Source organism: Teredinibacter purpureus (assembly GCF_014217335.1).
GTDB lineage: Bacteria > Pseudomonadota > Gammaproteobacteria > Pseudomonadales > Cellvibrionaceae > Teredinibacter > Teredinibacter purpureus.
Map to the genome: position 1 here is coordinate 2,535,677 of NZ_CP060092.1, position 21,412 is coordinate 2,557,088.

The following is a 21,412-nucleotide window of genomic DNA, read 5'->3' on the forward strand; positions in this document are numbered from 1 at the left end:
GATCAATTTTTAATAGAATTTCAATGTTAAGCACAAATACTTCTAATTTTGGTTGGTAATTGTGCTTAGTGATCGGTAGTTCATCAGAGGAGTGTTCGTTGAGCATGATCAAGTGCACTTACAGGGTGTTCGGAATAATGATCACTGTCTCCATGCTAGGGCTGCTAGTTTCAGCGTGTTCTAGTGGTGGTTCGCGAGCCAATGTAACCGATCTCATTTCTCCGGAAGATCAACGTCTTAAATTCCATATAGTTGCTAAAGGTGAGACGCTTTATTCGATTGCGTGGCGTTACAACTTGGACTACAAAGTGCTCGCGCGTATGAATGGTGTGGGTTCAAGCTATAAAATCTACCCTGGCCAGACAATATCCTTATTGGTTGGCGCTTCAAACGTTGCGAGTAATCCCGCTGTCCCACCGGCTCCAAAGCCCGCCCGTCCTTCTACGAAACCGGTTTCATCCAGCCCTGTAATTCGTTCGATAAAAACACCGCCAGTAGCACCAAAAGATACAAAAAAAACGCCAAGCAAAAATCCAGAAAAATGGCAATGGCCATCTCAAGGAAAAATCATTGCTACTTTCAGCTCAAACGGGGGGTTAAACAAAGGTATTGATATCAAAGGTAAATTGGGAGAGCCTGTGTATTCATCAGCGGCAGGGATTGTTGTTTATTCCGGTAGCGGATTGAGAGGCTACGGTAAGTTACTCATTGTCAAACATAGCGATAAATATTTGAGCGCTTATGCCCATAACCACCGGTTATTGGTAAAAGACGGCGATCAGGTAACGACAGGTGAGAAAATTGCTGAAATGGGTTCCACAGGCACTGATGGTGTCAAATTACACTTTGAAATACGATACGACGGCAACCCTGTAGACCCTTTAAGGTTTCTGCCCCGTATATAGTCATATCGATCAACAGCGGTAGTAAAAAGTGCTAGCGATCGAGTTAAAAAGCTTAAAGATTTGTAATTGCTGCCGACAACTAGTGTTCTTTAGTTTCAGCCTTGTGCAGCAGAGCAGCATTACTATCTGAAAAATAACTAAACCGAAGGGGGGCAGCGGTATTGCCCAACCTGCTAAGCAGCGAGTGAATGGATTCTCGCTAACACAAAACTCGGTAACAGGAGTCAGGTCATGGCGGTTCAAGAACTCGATACAGTATTATCTTACGCTGAATTAGAGCAAGGTATTCAAGCTCATCAGACTATCCAGCAAGGTGTGACGGATGTTGATACATTAAAAACTGTCGCGCCAAAAAGCGCGGCCAAACCGGCAAAAAGCACCACCAAAAAGAAAGCTGCTCGCACCTCTGCTCGCAATGCGCCTATAAGCACTAATGTTGATGATACCTATCAGCGCAATCTGGACGCTACGCAGCTTTACTTGAATGAAATTGGCTTTTCGCCGTTGCTAAGTGCAGAAGAAGAGGTTTATTTTGCACGTAAGGCTTTAAAGGGCGACGATGCGTCACGAAAACGTATGATCGAAAGTAATTTACGGCTTGTCGTGAAAATATCGCGTCGTTACGTGAACCGTGGCTTGGCACTCTTAGATTTAATTGAAGAGGGCAACTTAGGTTTGATCCGTGCGGTCGAGAAATTTGACCCAGAGCGTGGTTTTCGTTTCTCTACCTACGCAACATGGTGGATAAGACAAACCATAGAGCGGGCGATAATGAATCAAACCCGCACGATACGGTTGCCGATACATGTCGTTAAAGAATTAAATGTCTACCTGCGCGCTGCGCGGGAGTTATCACAAAAGCTTGATCACGAGCCGTCCCCGGAAGAAATTGCCAATTTACTGGATAAGCCCGTTGAAGATGTTGAGCGCATGCTGGCATTGAATGAACGTGTCACGTCCATGGACGTGCCTATTGGCCCTTCCTCAGAAAAAACGGTTGTCGACACGGTACCGGACCAACAAGTATCGGACCCAGTGGATTTGCTACAAGATAGTGATTTGAGTACAAGCCTTAATGGCTGGCTGGATGAGCTAAGCGAGAAACAGCGTGAAGTTGTTGCACGTCGATTTGGCTTACGTGGCCACGAAACAAGCACGCTAGAAGAGGTTGGTCGTGAAATAGGCTTAACCCGTGAGCGCGTAAGACAAATACAGGTTGAAGCCTTGCGTCGTTTGCGCGATATTCTTGAAAAACAGGGTTTAGATGCAACGGCACTTTTTGGTGCAATGTAAGAAGTTAATTTGTTCAGTATTTAGTTAAGTTAGAGTTGAAAAACCCCTCAGTAGATCTTACTAGCGAGGGGTTTTTTATGCTTTTTTCGTCGGTAATTTTTACATTTTAGTATTTGCTAATCTTTTTGTTTGTGACGTAGACTGTTGAAAAACATAGAAAATAAAATATTGGCTCAATGTTTGCATTAGTGCAATTTAGATAGGAGGGTTTTCCTCTCTAGTTTAATTTCACTGTATGGAGACAGGTATGGTCGATAGAGTAATGCGGCTGGTAATATTAGGTGCATTGTTAAGTAGTTCTGGGCTGGTTATGGCTTCCGTAGCCGAAGTGCCAGAGCCTTCCTCCTTTGCGTTATTGGGAGTGGGTTTGGTTGCGTTAATAATCTCAAGGAGAAGAGTCAGACGCTAATCATCGCTAAATCGATAATTTAAATAAAAAAAACCGCCTAGTAGGCGGTTTTTTTTGCTCTGAATTTAGCGCTCTAAGTGTTTGAGCTTGCCTTCAACGCCATCCCAGTCTTCGTGGTCATCGGGCGCATCTTTCTTTTCAGTAATATTGGGCCAAACTTCTGCTAGTTCGGCGTTGAGCTCTAAGAAAGCTTCCTGATCTGCTGGTAGCTCATCTTCTGAAAAAATAGCGTCAACGGGGCACTCTGGCTCGCACAGTGCGCAATCAATGCACTCATCAGGATGGATAACCAAAAAATTGGGGCCTTCGTAGAAACAGTCAACTGGACACACTTCTACGCAATCTGTGTGTTTACATTTGATACAGTTTTCACCGACTACGAATGTCATGGGGCTAACCTCTGGCTGGTATTGTAAAAGCGCGGCATTTTAGCAGGATAGTCGAAGAAGGCATAGCCTTCCTCACCGCCCTTTTTAGAGTAATGCCTTGAGTTGGTAGATGAGTTCGAGTGCTTGTTTCGGTGTAAGTTCATCTGGATTCGTTTGCGTTAACTGTTTGTCGGCTTTGCTTGGTATGGGGGCTGCGAACAAATCAGGTTGTGGGCTTTGTGGTGGCGTGTTTCGCGAAGCGGTGCTCGAGGGCCTGGTTGTTTCTGTCTGGGCTTGCGCTCCTGCTTCTAGTGTGGCCAATTGCTGTTTTGCGTTCGTCAATACATCAGCAGGAATGCCGGCGAGCTTCGCCACTTGTAAACCGAAACTCTTACTCGCGGGGCCGGGTTGAATATTGTGTAGAAACACAATGTTGTCATTGTGCTCGGTCGCGTCCAAGTGAACGTTTTTAACGGTTGGCAAGGTGTCGGGCAGCGCGGTAATTTCAAAATAGTGCGTCGCAAAAAGTGTGAAGGCTTTTAGGTGTTGGGCAAGGTGTTCCACACAAGCCCACGCCAGCGATAAACCGTCATAGGTACTGGTGCCGCGCCCAATTTCATCCATAAGCACTAAGCTATTTTCGGTTGCGTTGTTCAGAATATTGGCGGTTTCGGTCATTTCGACCATAAACGTAGAGCGCCCGCCCGCTAAATCATCAGACGAGCCTATTCGGGTAAAAATACGATCAACCAAACCCATTTCGCAGGATTTCGCGGGCACAAAGCTACCAACTTGTGCGAGTAGCACCGTAATTGCGGCTTGTCGCATGTAGGTTGATTTACCGCCCATGTTCGGTCCCGTAATGATAAGCATGCGTTGCTGTTCATCTAAGGAAAGGTCGTTCGGTATAAAGGGGTCGTCTAGCACTTGCTCTACTACGGGGTGTCGTCCCTGCTTGATGTTGATTCCGGGTGTATTGGTAAATGACGGGCGAACAAAGTCCAGTTGGTCCGCGCGGTCGGCCATTGTATTGAGCACATCGAGTTCGGCGATGGCTGCCGCTGACGTTTGTAAGGGTAGCAGGTGTTCGTTAAGTGTTTCGATGAGTTCGTCGTAAAGTGCTTTCTCACGAGTGAGCGAGCGGCTTCGGGCAGAAAGTGCTTTATCTTCGAATTCTTTTAGTTCGGGCGTAATAAAGCGTTCGGCATTCTTAAGTGTTTGACGTCGAATGTAATCGACAGGCGCCTTTTCGGCTTGTGATTTACTGATTTCTATAAAATAGCCATGCACTCGGTTATAGCCAACTTTTAATGTGCTAAGGCCCGTGCGTTCGCGTTCTTGTGTTTCGAGTTTTACTAAAAATTCGCCAGCATTTGTGCTGATATTACGAAGCTCATCGAGCTCTTCGTCATACCCTTCTGCAATAACGCCTCCCTCACGAATTACCACGGGAGGGTTTTCAATGAGTGCTTTATTGAGCAATTCTACAAGCTCGGGAAATTGGCCAATGCTCGTGCAAATACTCCGTAATTTGGGCGTCTCGCCTGTCGCGAGTGCCGATTGAATATCGGGGCAGAGCGCAATGGAGCTTAGTAATCGAGAAAGGTCCCGTGGGCGTGCGGAGCGTAGTGCAATACGTCCTAAAATACGCTCTAGGTCGCCAACGTGTTTCAACGATTGTTGTAACGTGTGGTAGCGGTAATTATCGAGTAATGCGGTAATCACCGATTGACGGTCTTCGAGTATTTGCTGGTCGCGAAGAGGCGTATTTAGCCAGCGCCTAAGAAGGCGTGCCCCCATAGCGGTAGAGCTGGTATTTAATACACTATAAAGTGTATTGTCTTCGCCACCGGTAAGATTAATGTCTATTTCCAAGTTACGGCGAGTAGCGGCATCGAGCGTAACACTGTCATCAGGGTTTTCAACTTGAATGCTCGAAATGTGGCCCAGCTCGGTACGTTGCGTTTCTTTTGCATAACCGAAAAGACAGCCAGCAGCGCCCAGCCCAACCGTTAAATCGGCGCATCCGAAGCCGTCTAAATCTTTTGTTTCGAAGTGCCGGGTTAACAACCGTACGCCGGTATCAATATCAAACTCCCACTCGGCACGCGCTCTATAGCCGGGGCGAAGGGTAATGCTCGACGGGATACTGGTGGTGTCTTGGGCAAGAATTTCTGCGGGGCGTAAGCGTTCAACCTCCGCAATGAGAGATTCTTCTCCCGTAATTTCAAACACAAAAAATCGGCCGCTGCCCATATCGAGGCATGACACGCCGTAAACGTCATCGTGGCCACAGATGGCCATAAGCCAATTATCGCGGTACTCGTCGAGCAGAGCTTCGTCACTCACCGTACCAGGCGTAACTACGCGCATCACTTTGCGTTCGACGGGGCCTTTGCTGGTTGCAGGGTCGCCAATTTGCTCACAAATCGCAACGGACACCCCAAGGCGCACGAGTTTGGCTAAATAATTTTCGGCCGCGTGGTAAGGCACGCCGCACATAGGAATGGGGTCGCCACCAGATTTACCTCGAGCCGTTAAGGTAACATCAAGTAACTTCGACGCCGTTTTTGCATCATCAAAAAAAAGCTCGTAAAAATCACCCATCCTATAAAAAAGGAGTTCATTGGGGTGGTCGGCCTTAAGACGCAAAAACTGCTGCATCATGGGAGTGTGTTGTGGGGTAGAGGCTTCGCTTAGCTTACTTTTTTTACTGCTTTTTTTCGGTAAATTACTCATAAAATCAATACGTTAGATTATGTCTTGCTTTCGCAAGCGCTGTGTCAGGGCGTCTCAGTGAGTCTCAGGAATGTCATCAAAAACCACTCTCTGGCATAGCTTCCGGTATAGCGTGAGCTTCAGAGGGTGGGCGAAAATCGGCCAGATGTTGAACGTTATATGAGCGCTCAGAAGTAAATAGAAGTAATTATCAGTTCTATTTGCGAGTTAATATTGAGGGCATTATATCAATGAAAACGACTAAGACAGCTTTAACTTCGTCAATTGTGAAGAAACATAAGACGGGTGTACTTTCAGACACATCTCCGCACGTGGGTCTGCGTCTTGTAGCGACCAAAATGGCACAAAATTGTGGCTGTACAGATACCGAACACCTCGCCGAGAATGTCGCCTTAAGCCGATGAAGCTGGGGGACTACCCCGCAATGGGCTTAAGCGAGGCGCGAGAAGAAATTCAGCGGCAAAAGAAAATTCGTTTTGAACATGGTGACCCCGCCCTATACAAAAAGGAGTGTGAAGTTAAAAAGCGGGTAGAGCAAAAGCGAGTAAAGCAAGAAACCATGAAACCATGAAATTATCCAAGCTCATCGAACACTACTTAACCAAAGAGGTCGCGTTAAGTGAGATTAAAGAAAAAACCAAAGCAGAAATTCACCGATTATTGAAAGCGCCCGAGTTAGATTCGCTCAAAGCGTTAAGTATTTTGGAGCTTCAGCGACAGGAAGTTTTCGAGGTGTTCATGCATATTAAAACCATACGCACCCCCGGAACCGCAGAAAGAATTAGGCAGCGTTTGAAGCTGGTTTTTGAGTTTGGTTTAAATAGCGGTTATTTGCCCTCCGATTTTGCAATACCGCTTCCACAGAAACAAATAGCTAGAACCAGCAATTCCCGTGATCGCTATTTAAGTGGTGATGAGCTGAAAAAGCTTTTCGATTGGTTGCCCTTATCCGGTTTACCGCCTACAGGCAAGCGAGTCATATTGATCTCGCTATTAACTGGGTGTCGCAGTGGTGAGGTTGTGGCGGCAAGATGGCAAGATATTAATTTCTCACTTGGTGAGTGGCATATTCGAGATACAAAAAATAAGCGACCGCATAAAGTATTTCTTTCGCCTATTACGAAAGCATTGCTCGATCAAATTGACAGGCAAAAAAGTGAGTGGGTGTTCCCATCCAACGACTTGAGCCGTCATTTGGGGCAAAAAGCAGTCGGTGACCCTATTGGAAAACTTCGAAACAGCTTAGGTATCCCGCACTGGACTGCGCATGATTTACGTAGAACCTTCGCGACGGGGGTGGCATCCCTTCATGCCGACAGAACAGTAGTAAGGCGAATGCTTAATCATACTGGCGGTAGTGTGTCTGATATTTACGACCGTCACTCCTACGATACCGAAGCGCTAAGGTATTGGGGTGTTTGGTCCGATCATGTTAAGTCTCTTATGGGGCGAGATGATTTTTTGGCACCCTATACACCCCATAATCAATAAGCATCGCCAATTACCGCTCTTTTCGGCTTAAGCCCCACACAAACGATAATGTTACCCATATAATGCGATATAAATAAATTTATGTCGTAACAGAAGATATTCTATGTGTGGATTACAGGTCTATGGGTAAGGTTCTAGTGTCGTGGGTGGGCAATACTGATATTAGTGGCCTATCAAATACTGCAAACGGCTCAAAAGGCCCACTTGATGCCATTTTGTGTGCAGATAACTACGATCACATTTACCTCCTTCATAACCAGCCCCAATCGACCGTCAAGCCACTTATAGAGGCACTTAAACAGCGGTGTTCAAATGGTGGGGACAGCGTGCATGCGCACAAAGTAAAGTTATCTAGCCCTATCCATTTTGGCGATATCTACACGGCGCTCGATTCAGTACTCAAGATAGCGGTTTCGGCCAATCCTAATTATCAGCTCTATATACAGCTCACATCGGGTACATCCACGATGACGGCAGTTTCTATCTTAGTGGGCAAAACCAAATATCCGGCGCGCTTTATTCAATCCTCTATTGAGCAAGGCGTAAAAGAAGAGTTAATCCCGTTTGATGTGGCTGCCGACTTTCTTCCCGCCTTAGCCGAGCATAACGATACTCAGCTCACGCAGTTAATGAATGGCGATGCACCCATAACGGCCGCGTTTGATGACATCCTTACTCGCAATACTGACATGTTACGCCTAAAGCAATTGGCGGCTATATTGGCTGGTCGAGATGTGCCGGTGTTAATTACCGGTGAGAGCGGCACCGGTAAAGAGCTGTTTGCTACGGCTATTGTTAATGCGAGCCAGCGAAAGCATAAGCCCTTCCTTACCTTAAATTGTGGTGCTATCCCACCAGACTTAATTGATGCCACACTGTTCGGCCATACCAAAGGGGCTTTTACGGGGGCAACCGAAGCGCGTAAAGGGTATTTCGAACAATGCGATGGTGGAACACTTTTTCTAGATGAGTTTGGCGAGTTGCCCTTAACCCATCAAGTACGCTTGCTCAGAGTATTGCAAGACGGCACCTTTACCCCTGTAGGTTCAACCAAAGAGCAAAAGGTGAATGTTAGGTTGATCACGGCAACCAATAAGAATCTTATCGATGAGATTGCAGCGGGGCGCTTTAGAGAAGATCTATTTTATCGCGTGGCTATTGGTATTCTGCATTTACCTCCATTGCGTAACAGAAAAGAAGATATCGTAGTATTGGCGGAGTCACTGCTAGAAAAGATCAACGTGGAAGCCGCTACCCAGCCCTACTTACATAAAGGGAATAAACATAAAAAACTTTCTGTTAAGGCAAGAAATCTTATTAAATCGTACCCTTGGCCCGGCAATGTACGCGAACTAAACGCTACATTACTACGCGCGTCACTTTGGGGGGCGGGTGAGTCGATCAGTGATACCGACATACAGCAGGCTAGCTTCCAAAGACCTACGCAAGACAGCGACATGTTAAATCAAGATATCTCTCAAGGTGTTGATATACAGGGTGTTATTGCAAAAGTCAGCAAGCTCTATATCCACAAAGCCTTAGAGGAAAGCAGTGGCAGTAAAACCAAAGCAGCAGAGTTATTAGGCTTAAAAAACTATCAAACGCTCAATAACTGGATCGAAAAATACAACATTAAATAGCGTTGAATTTAAACTTGGCACGGCCTTCGCAATAAGGCTGATATGAAAAGAATAATATTTATGCAATCACAAAATTTCGAGTTTCTTAGACCGCATTGGCCAGACTTAGCCAATCTAGCGGGGCATGCCGAAGTGTATGCCCACGATGACCCGCAAAGTGCGCTCATTAAGCTGCGATGCTACGCCGAAATACTAGTGGGTATTGTTTATCGGGAGTGGCAGCTGCCTAGCTTGCCCAATGAGAAGTTCATAGATCGCCTAGAAAACCACGCCTTTGCCTCTGTGGTCGATCAGGCCATTATCGACAAGCTGCACGCCATTCGCAAAGAGGGTAATAAAGCAGCGCACGAGGGTAAGTTTGGTAAGGGCAGTAGTACATGGCTGCTCAAAGAAGCACACATACTTGGCAGCTGGTTGCTGCTATCACTTAAAAAAGGCACAAAGGCCGATTTAGCAACATTTGCAGAGCCCGCTAGAAAAGTCCCCGACGAAGCCCTAAGTAAAGCCGCAATCAAGGCGCTTAAGGCCAGCCAGCAGAGCGAAGCCGAACATAAAGCCCGCCTAGAGCAAGCCTTGGCCGAACTAGACGCATCGCAGCAAGCAGAGCTTCAGGCCCAGCGAGAGGCGGCTAAACTCAAAACAAAACTTAACGCAAAGTTCGACGACTCGGCGCTTGCCACACACAAACAGGCCAGCGAAGCCGCTAAAAACCTCTTAGAGCTAAACGAAGCACAAACCCGCCGTCGCTTAATCGATACCGAGCTACATAGCCGGGGCTGGGATATAGACCTCGTAAACGGCAAGAACACAGAACAAGTCACTTTTGAAGAAGAAGTAGACGGTCAGCCAACCCCCACAGGGTTTGGCTATTGCGATTACGTGCTGTGGGATGATAACGGCAAGCCGCTAGCGGTCATAGAAGCGAAGCGCACACGTGAAAATGCCGAAAAAGGTCGCCAGCAAGCCAAGCTGTATGCCGATGCACTAGAGCGTAAATACACACAGCGCCCTGTGATTTTTTACACCAACGGCCACGAGTTTTATATTTGGGATGACGCACCAAAGGGTAGCGATAAAGCTGCACCGGCACCCCGAAAGATTTACGGCTTTTACTCAAAAGAAAGCCTGCAATACAAAATCCGCCAGCGCACCGAACGCAAAGACCTCAACACCACACCCGTTGATACTGAAATTGCCGGTCGCACGTATCAATTAGAGTCCATCACACGCGTGTGTGAACGCTTCGCTAAGCACCACTTAAAATCGCTGATTGTACAAGCGACGGGTACCGGTAAAACAAGGGTATCCATAGCACTCACCAAGCGTATGATTGATGCCGGTTGGGCCAAGCGCATTCTATTTTTATGCGACCGCAAAGAACTTAGAAAACAAGCGGGTAAGGCCTATAACGAATTTCTAAGCGAACCCTTGTTTATTGTCGGTAAAACGAAAAAGAGCGACCGTAGCAATGCGCGTATTTTCGTTTCTACCTATCCCGGTATGATGACCATCATGGAAAAGTTCGATCCCGGCTATTTTGATTTAATTATTGCCGACGAATCGCATCGCTCTATCTACAACGTGTTTGGCGATATCTTTAAATACTTTGATGCCATGCAATTGGGGCTTACCGCAACCCCCGTAGAAATGATCAGCCGTTCTACCAGCCAGCTATTTGGCTGTGATTATAAAATGCCAACGGCCAACTACCCCTTAGAGCAAGCGGTAGAAGAAGGTAATCTTGTACCGTTTAAAGTCGTTACCCATACCACACAATTTTTACGCGAAGGCATACAAGGCAATAGCCTTAGCGATGAACAAATTGCCGAGTTAGAAGAGCAAGGCTTAGATCCAAACGATTTGGATTTTAACGCTAGTACTATCGATAAAGCGGTGTACAACAAAGACACCAACCGCGTCATATTACGTAACCTTATGGAAAGTGGCCAACGCATGGCCGATGGTCAAACACTGGGTAAATCCATGGTGTTTGCACGTAATATTCAGCACGCCGACTTACTCGCCACCTTATTTAGTGAAATGTTCCCAGAATACGGTGGCAACTTCTGCCGCGTTATCCATTCAAAATTTGAACGCGCCGAAGAGCTGATTGATGACTTTAAAGCCACCGACGGTAAAGATTCAGAAATCACCATCGCCATCTCGGTCGATATGCTCGATACCGGCATCGACGTGCCCGAAGTACTAAATCTTGTTTTTGCAAAACCCATCAAATCAAAAGTAAAGTTTTGGCAAATGGTTGGGCGTGGTACGCGCCTATGTGAAAACCTATTTGGCCCCGGTAAGCATAAGGAAAAGTTTCTAATCTTCGATCACTGGGGTAACTTTGAATACTTCGAAATGGAGCCGGAAGAGGAGGACTCACGCCGAACCAAGTCGCTCAGCCAAAAGCTGTTCGAGGCACGTTTAACCTACGCCGCAGAAGCCTTAAAGCGAGGCGAAATGGACAGCTTCGGTAAAATGATGGTACTGGTCAAACAAGATATTGATGCCCTAGATGACAACTCCATAACCATTAAAGATAACTGGAAGCTAAAACAACAGCTCAGTCAAATAGATGTATTGCACCAGTTTGCGCCCGTCACCAAAAACCAACTGGTCGAGCAAATGGCACCACTTATGCAATGGCGAAACATAAAGGGCCAAAGCGATGCATTAAAATGGGATCTCGACCTCGTTAACGCGCAATACGCAAAGTTGTGTAAACCCGACCTGCTAGAACCCGTAAAAGATCAAGTGCTTAACAAAGTGCGCACTCTCTCCATGCACCTTAACCAAGTGCGCAGTAAATCGAGCGATATCAACCGCGTGCAGCAAGACGACTACTGGCCCGTTGCCGCGTTTGATGATCTTGAAAAACTGCGGGTAAACTTACGCCCCGTTATCCACCTGCGTGACAAAGGCAAAGCGCCGCCGCCAGAACCGGTATTGATCTTTGATATTAAAGAAGACCCTGCCGAATATCACATAGACGAACGTAAAAGTAATATTCGTACCGTCGATTATGAAATCTTTCGGCAAGAGGTGGAAAAAATTCTGACTCCGTTATTCGAAAAAGACCCTGTACTGCAAAAAATACGCGCAGGCGAACCGGTAACCGAAGCAGAGCTAGCGGCACTTAATGCCTTGGTGCACACCCAAAACCCCCGCGTCGATTTAAGTTTGCTCGCTCAGTTTTACCCAGAATCTAGCGCGGGTGTCGATCAGCTATTACGAACCGTTATCGGCCTGGATGTAGCCGCAATAGAAAAGCAGTTTATGCACTTTGTGCAAGAGCATCACATAAACCTAAGTGCCTTGCAGCAACGCTTCTTAGGTTTGCTCAAAAGCGAGATATGCCGCAAAGGCCAAATGACCATAGCCGACCTTTACGAGCAACCCTTTAAAGGTTTGCATCAAGATGGCATTGACGGTTTATTTCAAGATAAACAAGCCGAACTTATCGCTACTTTTGTCGCGGGCTTTACCGTCGCAACACAACAACAAGCGCAGCAAGTTAACGTGCCTGAAAAGGGGCCCGACTAGGTATTGGCGTATTGGGCCTTAACATAAAGGAAAGGCCCAAACAGAAAACGCCCAAGTAAAAAACACTAAGCACAGTGATTTTATTAACGATTAACACTGTCCAAGTAACACAAACCAAGAAAGACTCAATAAGAAAGAGAATTGAATGATAACCGGCACACTAAAAAGCAGTATCGATAAACTATGGGAAGAATTCTGGACGGGCGGCATCACCAACCCGCTCACCGTAATCGAGCAAATCACCTTCCTAATGTACGCACGTTTATTAGATATGAACGAAACCAGTGACGAGAAAAAATCACAGCGTACCAAAAAAGAATTTAAAAGCCGCTTTAACAAAAAGCAACAAAACATACGCTGGCAAAACTTAAAACATATTGAATCCGCCGATTTGCTATTAACTACCGTACGCGACGAGCTATTTCCTTACTTTAAGCAAAGCAGTGCCGAAAGTAACGAAGGCACACTCTTTGCCGAGTTTATGAAAGACGCCCAGTTAATGATTCAAAAGCCCTCGCTGCTAGTAAAAGCAGTAAGCATGGTCGATGAACTACCACTCGATAAAGGCGATACCAAAGGCGACTTGTACGAATACTTATTAAGTAAACTCACTACAGCAGGCATTAACGGGCAGTTTCGTACCCCCCGGCATATTATTCGTGCCATTGTCGATTTAATGAACCCCGACGTGACTGATCGTATCTGCGACCCAGCCTGTGGTACAGCGGGGTTCTTAAATACCAGTTACGAGTTTATGTTACAAAAATACAGCTCACCCGAAGGCACATTTACAGAGACCGTTACCAATGAAAAGGGCGAAGAGGAAACTCAAACTACCTATACCGGCGACCTACTAGCCGAGCACCGCAAGCACGTCGATACCGACATGTTCCACGGCTTCGATTTCGACGCCACCATGTTACGTATCGCCGCCATGAACCTAGTGATGCACGGCGTAGAGCAACCGGATATTCACTATCAAGACACCCTAAGCCAAGGCTTTTTAGAGCGCTTCCCGCACGAGGCTAAAGAAGGTTTTGATCTTGTGCTCGCCAACCCGCCCTTTAAAGGCAGCCTAGACGAAGAAGACGTAGACCCAGAACTATTGCGCACCGTTAAAACCAAAAAGACCGAGCTACTCTTTGTCGCGCTAATACTGCGCATGCTCAAAATTGGTGGTCGAGCTGCTGTAATTGTGCCCGACGGTGTATTGTTCGGCTCCTCCAAAGCCCACCAACAACTGCGCACGACCTTAATTGAAGACAATCAGCTAGAAGCCGTTATCAGCTTGCCCAGCGGTGTATTCAAACCCTATGCCGGTGTGAGTACAGCGGTGATGATATTCACCAAAGGCGGCGAGACGAATAAAGTATGGTTTTACGACCTACAAGCTGATGGCTTCTCCCTAGATGACAAGCGGGTACCGCTTGTGCCTAAAGTGAAAGATGATGACGTGCAGGGACGCACTAATGCCGCGGGCGCAGGAAGCGCAGGAGCGGCCAAGCGCACTCACGATTTAGAAGGCGTTAACGATTTACCAGATTTAATTAAGCAGTGGGAGAAGTATCGAGCCTTAATCGAGAAAAACTCACGCCCCGCCACAATCGAAAAACAGTTTGGCGACAAAACACAAAAAGCCTTTGTGGTAGATGCGGCAGATATCAAAGCCAACAAATATGACTTGTCGATTAACCGCTACAAAGAAGTGGTATACGAAGAAGAAACCTACGAGCCCCCTAAGAAGATATTGAAAAAGTTGAAGAAGTTGGAGCTGGAGATTTTGAAGGACTTGGATGAGCTAGAGGCCATGCTGTAATGAGTAAACCCTCAACAAAAAAAATACCCCTAGCGCATAACGACGATTATAAGGGCTGGTTAAGCACCCTTAAAAAACGCTTTATGCAAACACGTATGCAAGCCGCGGTTAAGGTAAACCAAGAGCTGTTGCAATTTTACTGGCAGCTGGGCGAGCAAATCATAGAAAAACAGCAAAACAGTACTTGGGGCGACGGTTTCTTAACCCAGCTCAGTCAAGACTTGATACACGAATTCCCCGACATCAAGGGTTTTTCATTGCGTAATCTTAAGTACATTCGCCAATGGGTTCAGTTTTGGCAGGGCGCACCGGCAATTGGGCAACAAGCTGTTGCCCAATTGTGCCAAATCCCCTGGGGGCACAATATAGCCATTATGAGTAAGTGCCCAAACGTTGCCGAGGCCCACTTTTATCTTGCCAGCACCTTGCAACACGGCTGGAGCCGAAATGTGCTTATCCACCAGATCGAAAGTGGCTTGTACCAGCGCGAGGGCAAAGCCATCACTAATTTCGAGCAAACTTTACCACCGCTGCAATCAGACTTGGCCCAACAAAGTTTAAAGGACCCTTATGTTTTTGACTTTTTGAGCCTTACGGATAACTACAACGAACGGGAGCTGGAAAAGGACTTAGTTAAACATATTACCCAGTTTTTATTAGAGCTAGGCGCAGGCTTCGCCTATATGGGCCAGCAGGTACCGGTACCCGTGGGTGATAAAGACTTTTACTTAGACCTGTTGTTTTACCACACTAGGCTGAGTTGTTATGTGGTGATAGAGCTGAAAACAATAGACTTTGAGCCAGAGCATGCCGGCAAGCTTAATTTTTACATTAACGCGGTGGATGCACAGCTCAAAAAAGACAGCGATCAACCCACCGTTGGCCTGTTGTTATGCCGCAAAAAAGATAAGTTGGTCGCCGAGTACGCGTTAAAGGGCATAGAGACACCCATTGGCGTGTCTGAATACCAACTGACCCAAGCCTTGCCGGATAACTTAAAAGCCAGCTTGCCGAGCATTGAAGAGATTGAAGCCGAGTTTGCGAAAGATATGGCGAAGGAGCTGGGAGGTGAGCATGAGTAAGTTGAAAGCGTTAAGTGGGTATCGCGCAGTGAAGCCACTACCTAGGCAATTGCTGGGCACGCTGGGCCTACAGGGAGGTAGGTCATGCAGGAATGGCTGGGAGCATTTTCCTGCCAAGACATCCATGGCCGCTCTGCGCCTGCTCTCGGCAGCGTGCTCCTGCGCTGCTCTACCATTTGCATCCATGCAAAAGCCAGCGGGCGAAGGCACCAGCAACTGCCTTGGCAGTAGCTCTTTACAAAATGGTGGTTTGTCATACAGTCATTCTCGCAAATCATCGCCCTGTCATTCCCGCGAAGGCGGGAATCCATTGTTGTTGCTTGTGAAGGCGGTTAAGCGTTTGGAGGTGGTGTTGTGAGTTGGCCAACAATATTAGCGTCTGAGGCAATGCTTAAAAGGGGAGGGTCTGTTAATCCATCGAAATTCCCAGACGAAGTATTTGATTTATTAAGTATCCCTGCATTCGATAGAGGTAAAGTCGATGTTTTAGAGGGGGCTGAGATAGGGTCTTCTAAAAGTTGCGTAGAACCGAATGACGTATTGTTATCAAAAATCATACCTCACGTGAAGCGGTGCTGGGTTGTCCCTAAAAAGGGAGTAAATAGACAAATTGGTTCTGGTGAGTGGATAATTTTTAGAGATAAAAGGTTTTACCCTCCATTTCTCAGGCACTTTTTAACATCCGATAAATTTCATCGGCAGTTTATGAATACTGTTGCTGGTATTGGTGGTTCTTTGGTGCGTGCCCGTCCAGCATTTGTGGAAAAAATAGAAATCCCCCTCCCCCCTCTAAAAGAACAAAAACGCATCGCCGCCATCCTCGACAAAGCCGACGCCATCCGCCGCAAACGCCAACAAGCCATCAAACTCGCCGATGATTTTTTACGGTCAGTGTTTTTGGATATGTTTGGTGATCCGGTGAGTAATCCGAAGGGATGGAATGTTGTGAATATTGAAGCAGTGTGTTCTGAAATAGTCGATTGTATAAATAAAACAGCTAAGACAGTTAATTACAGAACATCTTATAAAATGATTCGTACAACGAATGTTCGTAATATGAAAATTGATTTAACTGAAGTTCGATTCGCTGAAAAATCCATTTACGATAAATGGGTTAGTCGACTAAAACCAGAGCGTGGAGATATTGTATTCACACGAGAAGCGCCTGCCGGCGAAGCGGGAATAGTGGATTTTGACGACCTAGTGTTTTTGGGGCAAAGAACTATGCAGTTTAGGCCCGATAGAAAGGTAGTAGCATCATCATATTTACTTTACGAAATGATGGGATCTGGTATTAAGCAGCAAATGGGGAAAATGAGCTCCGGCTCTACAGTTAAACATTTGTCTGTACCTGAGTGCAAGAAATTTAAGGTTCGTCGACCACCAATCGATTTACAAAAAAAGTTCGATGAAATTCGAATGAAAACGCTTGGAAGTATAAATGATATGAGCAAGTCAAGCAGGGCGTCAATTTTTGAGTCCTTAAGCCAAAAAGCCTTTTCAGGAAAACTAAGTTAGTTTATGTCATCTTTAGTGGGAGCCAAACTTAAAACAGAGGAGCAGTTTCTTCGCCTGGCTTCCGCTTTAGTGTCCCGGAAGGAACTGGAAAGCGCGGTTATTGAGCTTAAGCAAGGCTTGTCTTGCTTTCCTCAGAGTTCGAGAATACTTAATGCACTCGGAAAGGTTTTATTAAAAGCATCGAGACCAGAAGAGGCTGTTTTCTATTTAAAAAAGTCGTTAAGTCTCCATATTGGAAAAATAGCTGAAGATGACCTCCCGTCTGATGATGACCTCGATTATCTAGATGAGCAGGAGGTGACTCTAAGCGAAAACGAATATTTTTTTGAAAAAGATGATGAAGAGAATAATAAAGCGCCTAAGAGAAAGACCCTTTCGCTAAAATCTAAGCGAGAGGAGAAGGGTGTACCCAATAAAAAAATTATCGTAAAAAAACGTGTTGTACCCAAGCCTGATGATGAATTCGATCAGGTTAGTGAAGAAAAGGAGTTGACTGATCTAGAAGTTAGTGGCCACCTCTTTGGTGAGCCAGAGCCAGAGCCAGAGCCAGAGCCAGAGCCAGAGCCAGAGCCAGAGCCAGAGCCAGAGCCAGAGCCAGAGCCAGAGCCAGAGCCAGAGCCAGAGCCAGAGCCAGAGCCAGAGCCAGAGCCAGAGCCAGAGCCAGAGCCAGAGCCAGAGCCAGAGCCAGAGCCAGAGCCAGAGCCAGAGCCAGAGCCAGAGCCAGAGCCAGAGCCAGGGCCAGAATTATGTTCTGAGGATTTACCTAGTGATGAATTAGATGAAGAGTTACTAGATGATTATGAAGCTCAAGATTCAGAAGACTATTTTCCCGATTCAATACCAGGTTTTGACGACGATAAACCGAGTGAAGATGAAGGTTCTGGTAAGAAAAAGGATTTGCTTGATGATGAAGAGCAATTTGACTTATACGGATTTATCGAGGAGCAAGAAGATTTTGAGGAAGAGGAAAAACAGGAAAAAGATGTTCTTGAAGAAGAAAGGTTGGGCGTTCTCGCTAACGAAATAAGTAAACCCCAACGGGCGAGGCAAGTTGCAATTGCTTTAGTGGAGTCTGTCGGCTGGAATAAAGTCGATATAGCATTTGTAACGGATATTTTTCTCGAAAATGGATGGAAGGCTGCAAGAGTTGCGTTAGAGCGTGAAATTAATATTGGGGCAACGCGAAATGAATTAGAGCTGGCTTTTGAGATTAAAAAAATATGGAAAGAGTGTGATCGTTATTGGATTTCGTTTTCAAAAGTGTGGGCTCTAGGCGAGACAACTGATGCAACGCATCGCCATTGTAGTTGGAGGCAAGCGCTGAGGCTTGTTCGTTTGTTTGAAGGTGTTCCAAGTATTGAAGAGGTTGTTGATTTTTTGGATAACGAATTTGAATACTGGTTTGATAGCAGAATTCTACGTTCTCGATTCAAAGCCTTTAGTAAATATTTGTTTAGCTATCGATTGAATGATTACCTTTTAAATATCGATATCTCAGAGTTTCGACGGTTTGACCAACACGTCGCTTTCGACGAGTTGAATTCATCGTGTTTTATGTCTACTCATTCCGATGAGGTGGCGTTTTTACGATTGCACGGTATTGATCTGTTTGAAAAATACGCTCCTAAGAGTTATTACATATCAGATAAACCGTTTGATCCTGCTTTTGATGACAAGCCTAAGAAAATTAGATCCAGCGACAATAATGAAGAGGATGAAACACAGTGATAGGTGTAAGTACCAGAATTCCGGTAAAAAAATGTTGGGTAAAGCATGATAGCTATGGGCTTGGCATGGTTCTAGGTTCTATGGAAGGTGTTGATGGGATTAGCCTTAAAGTGAAATGGAATGATAGGGAGGTGACAGACAATATTGTTGCGCTGAGCGCAGTAACCTCTGGCTTTAAAGTTGGCATGGAAGTTAAGCATACCCCTATATCGGCAACGGAAACTTCGTTAGGCGAGGGCGTCATTTTAAAAACACGAACAGTGGCGGGATTCGCGCAGGTATTAGTGGATTTTAATAGTCGAGCAATTTCTCGCTGGCTTCCTTATGAGACCTTATCGTGGATAAAAGGAGTAAAGCATCGTTTTATCACTGGGGATAGAGGGAAACAGGGGGCTGAAGAGAAGTTTCGTTTAAAAATCTTGGCTCACGCATTAGAAATATGGAATGAAAATACCGGTGCGTTGTCGCGTATGGATATTGATCCGTTGCCTCATCAGATTCATTTGGTACACCATATTTTGGCATCGGGTCATTTGAACTGGTTAATCGCAGATGACGTAGGTTTAGGTAAAACAATTGAAACCGGAATGTTGCTTAAGGCGTTGGAGCAGCGCGGGCAAGCTAAGCGAGTTCTGCTTATTACCCCTGCGGGATTAACTAATCAATGGAAGGAGGAGCTGCATCATAAGTTCGCACTCAGTGAATTTCGTGTATATGGTGAAAACTTTTTCATTGATGAAGATCGTGAATGGAAGATGTATGACCATGTAATTGGTTCTATCGATAAGTTGAAAGATGAAGGCCATTTAGAAAAGCTTCTAAGAGCTGATACATGGGATCTAGTTATATTTGATGAAGCCCATCGTTTAAGTCGACGCCAGTACGGAATGCGTTTTGATTCATCGCAGCGATTTGATTTAGCGAATAGATTACGCCAAAGAACAAAAGCAATGGTGCTTTTAAGTGCAACGCCTCACCAAGGGAAGCAAGATAAATTTCAAAGCTTACTGATGCTTCTAAATCCAGATCGGAGTTCAGATATTGAAACTATAGGGTTAAATCCAGAAGTGCTATCTGAAATGATGATTCGAAATAATAAGTCTGATGTCACTGACGCTGAAGGAAATTTCATATTCAAAGGTAAGACATCTACAGCGCTTACAGTAGAAAGTAATGATCAAATGAGGGTGTTTGATGAGTCATTACAAGCCTATTTAAGGCAAGGCTATTCGGCAGCTGAATCACTTGGTCAAACAGGTAATGCAATTGGGTTTGTGATGACTGTATATCGAAAGCTAGCTGCTTCCAGTGCAAAGGCAATTCACACCGCATTGCATCGTAGAAAACAACGTTTAATTGATGAGTTTAATGAAGAAAACAATAACCCTTTACTGGAAGTCACCGATGAACGTTACTGGGGGGAATTTGAAGAACGCTTAGAGTCTTCGAATAGGGAGTTCTTTGACGGTGAAATGGATTTACTTGATGAACTTATTCAAGAAAGCGAGTCTGTTCTTGGGAATGATCTAAAAATTAAAAAGTTTAACGAGGTTGTTATTCCTAAAATACTAGGCTCTAACCCGAAAGAAAAGGTTCTAATTTTTACAGAATATCGTTCTACTCAGGAATATTTGAAACAAGCGTTAGAGGAAAAATATGGCGATGACTGTACTGGTCTGATCAATGGGTCGATGAGGCATCAGGATAGAAAAACAGCGATACAGCATTTTGAAGAAGGCGGTCAATTTTTAATATCGACAGAAGCCGGTGGTGAGGGTATTAACTTACAGCGCAAATGTCACATTATGGTTAACTACGATCTACCATGGAACCCAATGCGCTTAGTTCAGAGAATAGGGCGTTTGTATCGATACGGTCAACAAAAAAGGGTGGTTGTATTTAATTTACACTCGCCCGATTCGGCAGATGAACAAATAATGGAGTTAATGTATGAGCGAATTGGGCAAGTTGTTGAAGATTTAGCTCAGGTAAGTGGAGAGTATAACGAGCGGTTAGGTGAGGATATCTTGGGTGAAATCGCCGACTTGGCGGATATAGAATCGATTCTTCAGCAAGCAACTACCGAAGGGATTAAGCGAACAACTGAGCGTATTGAAGAAGCCTTGAATAAAGCGAAAGGGGCCGCGAGTAAACAAAGAGAGTTATTTGAGTACGCCGCAGCGTTTGACCCCAACGAACAAAAGAAAGAGCTTAATATCACCTCTGATCATGCAATGTCGTTTGTTGAGGGAATGTTTGAGCTTTTCGGTGTGGAAATTATAGAGAAGACGCACAAAGATCAGGTTTGGCATATTCGATTACCAGAAAATATTAAGCTTGATTTGGGGGTTGGAAAAACTCGCTTTGAAGTTACATTTGACCGATTCATTTCGATCAATCGCGAGAATACGGAAATGATGGACCTTGATAACTTTATTTTTAAATATCTTTTATTCAAGGCCAAAGATTTTGATTTTGATGGTTTGACAGCCGTTATAAAGTCTGATCAATTTACTGGTGATGCAATTATCTGTTCCTATCTGCAATGGCAAAATGAGCTTGGAATTCGACAAAGGCAGGAACTTTATGCATGGCAATCCGGAGGAGAAGACGAGGTTATCGAATGCTTTAATGAACTCGATGAATGGCTTAAAGAGAAAGCCGTACCAGGCAGTGTTGATATAGTTAGAGATCAAAATAAAATAGCTTATGAATCTGTTGAAAATGTAGCTAATAAACAGCTTTCTTTAAAGTCGAATAAATGGCTATTTCCGGAAGGTGTTCATCCAGTATCTGCTGCTTGGGTGGATAAGTAGAGGGTTGATTCACGTAGTAATATCAGAGCATAGAACTATAAAACTAAGGAAAAGGTAAATT

General features: G+C 45.2%; 15 protein-coding genes. 13 read left to right on the forward strand and 2 right to left on the reverse strand.

Translation table 11 applies throughout. The annotated features are described in order from the left end of the window. Window positions 1-137: 137 nt before the first annotated feature. The 3 genes from H5647_RS10840 (at window position 138) to H5647_RS22410 (ending at window position 2,607) form a co-directional block, all read left to right on the forward strand. Entirely contained in the window at window positions 138-905 is a 768-nt protein-coding gene (locus tag H5647_RS10840) for a peptidoglycan DD-metalloendopeptidase family protein (RefSeq protein WP_236074870.1), read from the forward strand. A gap of 231 nt (window positions 906-1,136) precedes the next feature. Then, window positions 1,137-2,198, forward strand: a complete 1,062-nt coding sequence (gene rpoS / locus H5647_RS10845; RefSeq protein ID WP_045858526.1) for an RNA polymerase sigma factor RpoS — start codon at window positions 1,137-1,139, stop codon at window positions 2,196-2,198. A gap of 310 nt (window positions 2,199-2,508) precedes the next feature. Continuing rightward, the gene (locus H5647_RS22410) at window positions 2,509-2,607 is read left to right on the forward strand and encodes a PEP-CTERM sorting domain-containing protein (protein ID WP_408034024.1); all 99 of its coding nucleotides are present in this window, start codon (window positions 2,509-2,511) and stop codon (window positions 2,605-2,607) included. A 65-nt stretch (window positions 2,608-2,672) separates the two neighbouring features. Here the strand turns inward: H5647_RS22410 and fdxA are convergent, their stop codons facing one another. Both fdxA and mutS read right to left on the reverse strand, forming a co-directional pair. After that, complete coding sequence (gene fdxA, locus H5647_RS10855) at window positions 2,673-2,996, reverse strand: ferredoxin FdxA (protein WP_045858528.1); 324 nt, start codon at window positions 2,994-2,996, stop codon at window positions 2,673-2,675. A gap of 84 nt (window positions 2,997-3,080) precedes the next feature. Continuing rightward, window positions 3,081-5,714 (reverse strand): DNA mismatch repair protein MutS, encoded by a 2,634-nt coding sequence (gene mutS, locus H5647_RS10860; protein ID WP_045858530.1) that lies wholly within the window; start codon window positions 5,712-5,714, stop codon window positions 3,081-3,083. 301 nt (window positions 5,715-6,015) lie between these two features. Between mutS and H5647_RS22415 the strand changes: the two genes are divergently transcribed. From H5647_RS22415 to H5647_RS10910, 10 genes are all read left to right on the forward strand, one after another. After that, entirely contained in the window at window positions 6,016-6,285 is a 270-nt protein-coding gene (locus H5647_RS22415; protein WP_082087030.1) for an Arm DNA-binding domain-containing protein, read from the forward strand. Continuing rightward, a complete protein-coding gene (locus H5647_RS10870; RefSeq protein WP_045858532.1) occupies window positions 6,282-7,205 on the forward strand; it encodes a tyrosine-type recombinase/integrase in 924 nt (307 codons plus the stop codon). Before H5647_RS22415 ends, H5647_RS10870 begins: the two co-directional genes overlap by 4 nt. A gap of 122 nt (window positions 7,206-7,327) precedes the next feature. Further along, entirely contained in the window at window positions 7,328-8,845 is a 1,518-nt protein-coding gene (locus H5647_RS10875; RefSeq protein WP_045858535.1) for a sigma-54 interaction domain-containing protein, read from the forward strand. Window positions 8,846-8,905: 60 nt separating this feature from the next. Continuing rightward, window positions 8,906-12,391, forward strand: a complete 3,486-nt coding sequence (locus H5647_RS10880) for a DEAD/DEAH box helicase family protein (protein ID WP_236074871.1) — start codon at window positions 8,906-8,908, stop codon at window positions 12,389-12,391. A 145-nt stretch (window positions 12,392-12,536) separates the two neighbouring features. Beyond that, on the forward strand, window positions 12,537-14,207 hold the full coding sequence (locus H5647_RS10885; protein WP_045858540.1) for a type I restriction-modification system subunit M: 1,671 nt from the start codon (window positions 12,537-12,539) through the stop codon (window positions 14,205-14,207). Continuing rightward, window positions 14,207-15,289 (forward strand): PDDEXK nuclease domain-containing protein, encoded by a 1,083-nt coding sequence (locus tag H5647_RS10890; RefSeq protein ID WP_045858542.1) that lies wholly within the window; start codon window positions 14,207-14,209, stop codon window positions 15,287-15,289. The genes H5647_RS10885 and H5647_RS10890 overlap by 1 nt, the downstream gene beginning before the upstream one ends. Further along, window positions 15,282-15,647 (forward strand): hypothetical protein, encoded by a 366-nt coding sequence (locus H5647_RS10895; protein WP_045858544.1) that lies wholly within the window; start codon window positions 15,282-15,284, stop codon window positions 15,645-15,647. The genes H5647_RS10890 and H5647_RS10895 overlap by 8 nt, the downstream gene beginning before the upstream one ends. After that, window positions 15,644-16,807 (forward strand): restriction endonuclease subunit S, encoded by a 1,164-nt coding sequence (locus H5647_RS10900; protein WP_045858545.1) that lies wholly within the window; start codon window positions 15,644-15,646, stop codon window positions 16,805-16,807. The genes H5647_RS10895 and H5647_RS10900 overlap by 4 nt, the downstream gene beginning before the upstream one ends. 3 nt (window positions 16,808-16,810) lie before the next feature. Further along, complete coding sequence (locus tag H5647_RS10905) at window positions 16,811-18,535, forward strand: hypothetical protein (protein ID WP_052692020.1); 1,725 nt, start codon at window positions 16,811-16,813, stop codon at window positions 18,533-18,535. Further along, window positions 18,532-21,351 (forward strand): DEAD/DEAH box helicase, encoded by a 2,820-nt coding sequence (locus H5647_RS10910; RefSeq protein ID WP_200911579.1) that lies wholly within the window; start codon window positions 18,532-18,534, stop codon window positions 21,349-21,351. The genes H5647_RS10905 and H5647_RS10910 overlap by 4 nt, the downstream gene beginning before the upstream one ends. Window positions 21,352-21,412: the final 61 nt, after the last annotated feature.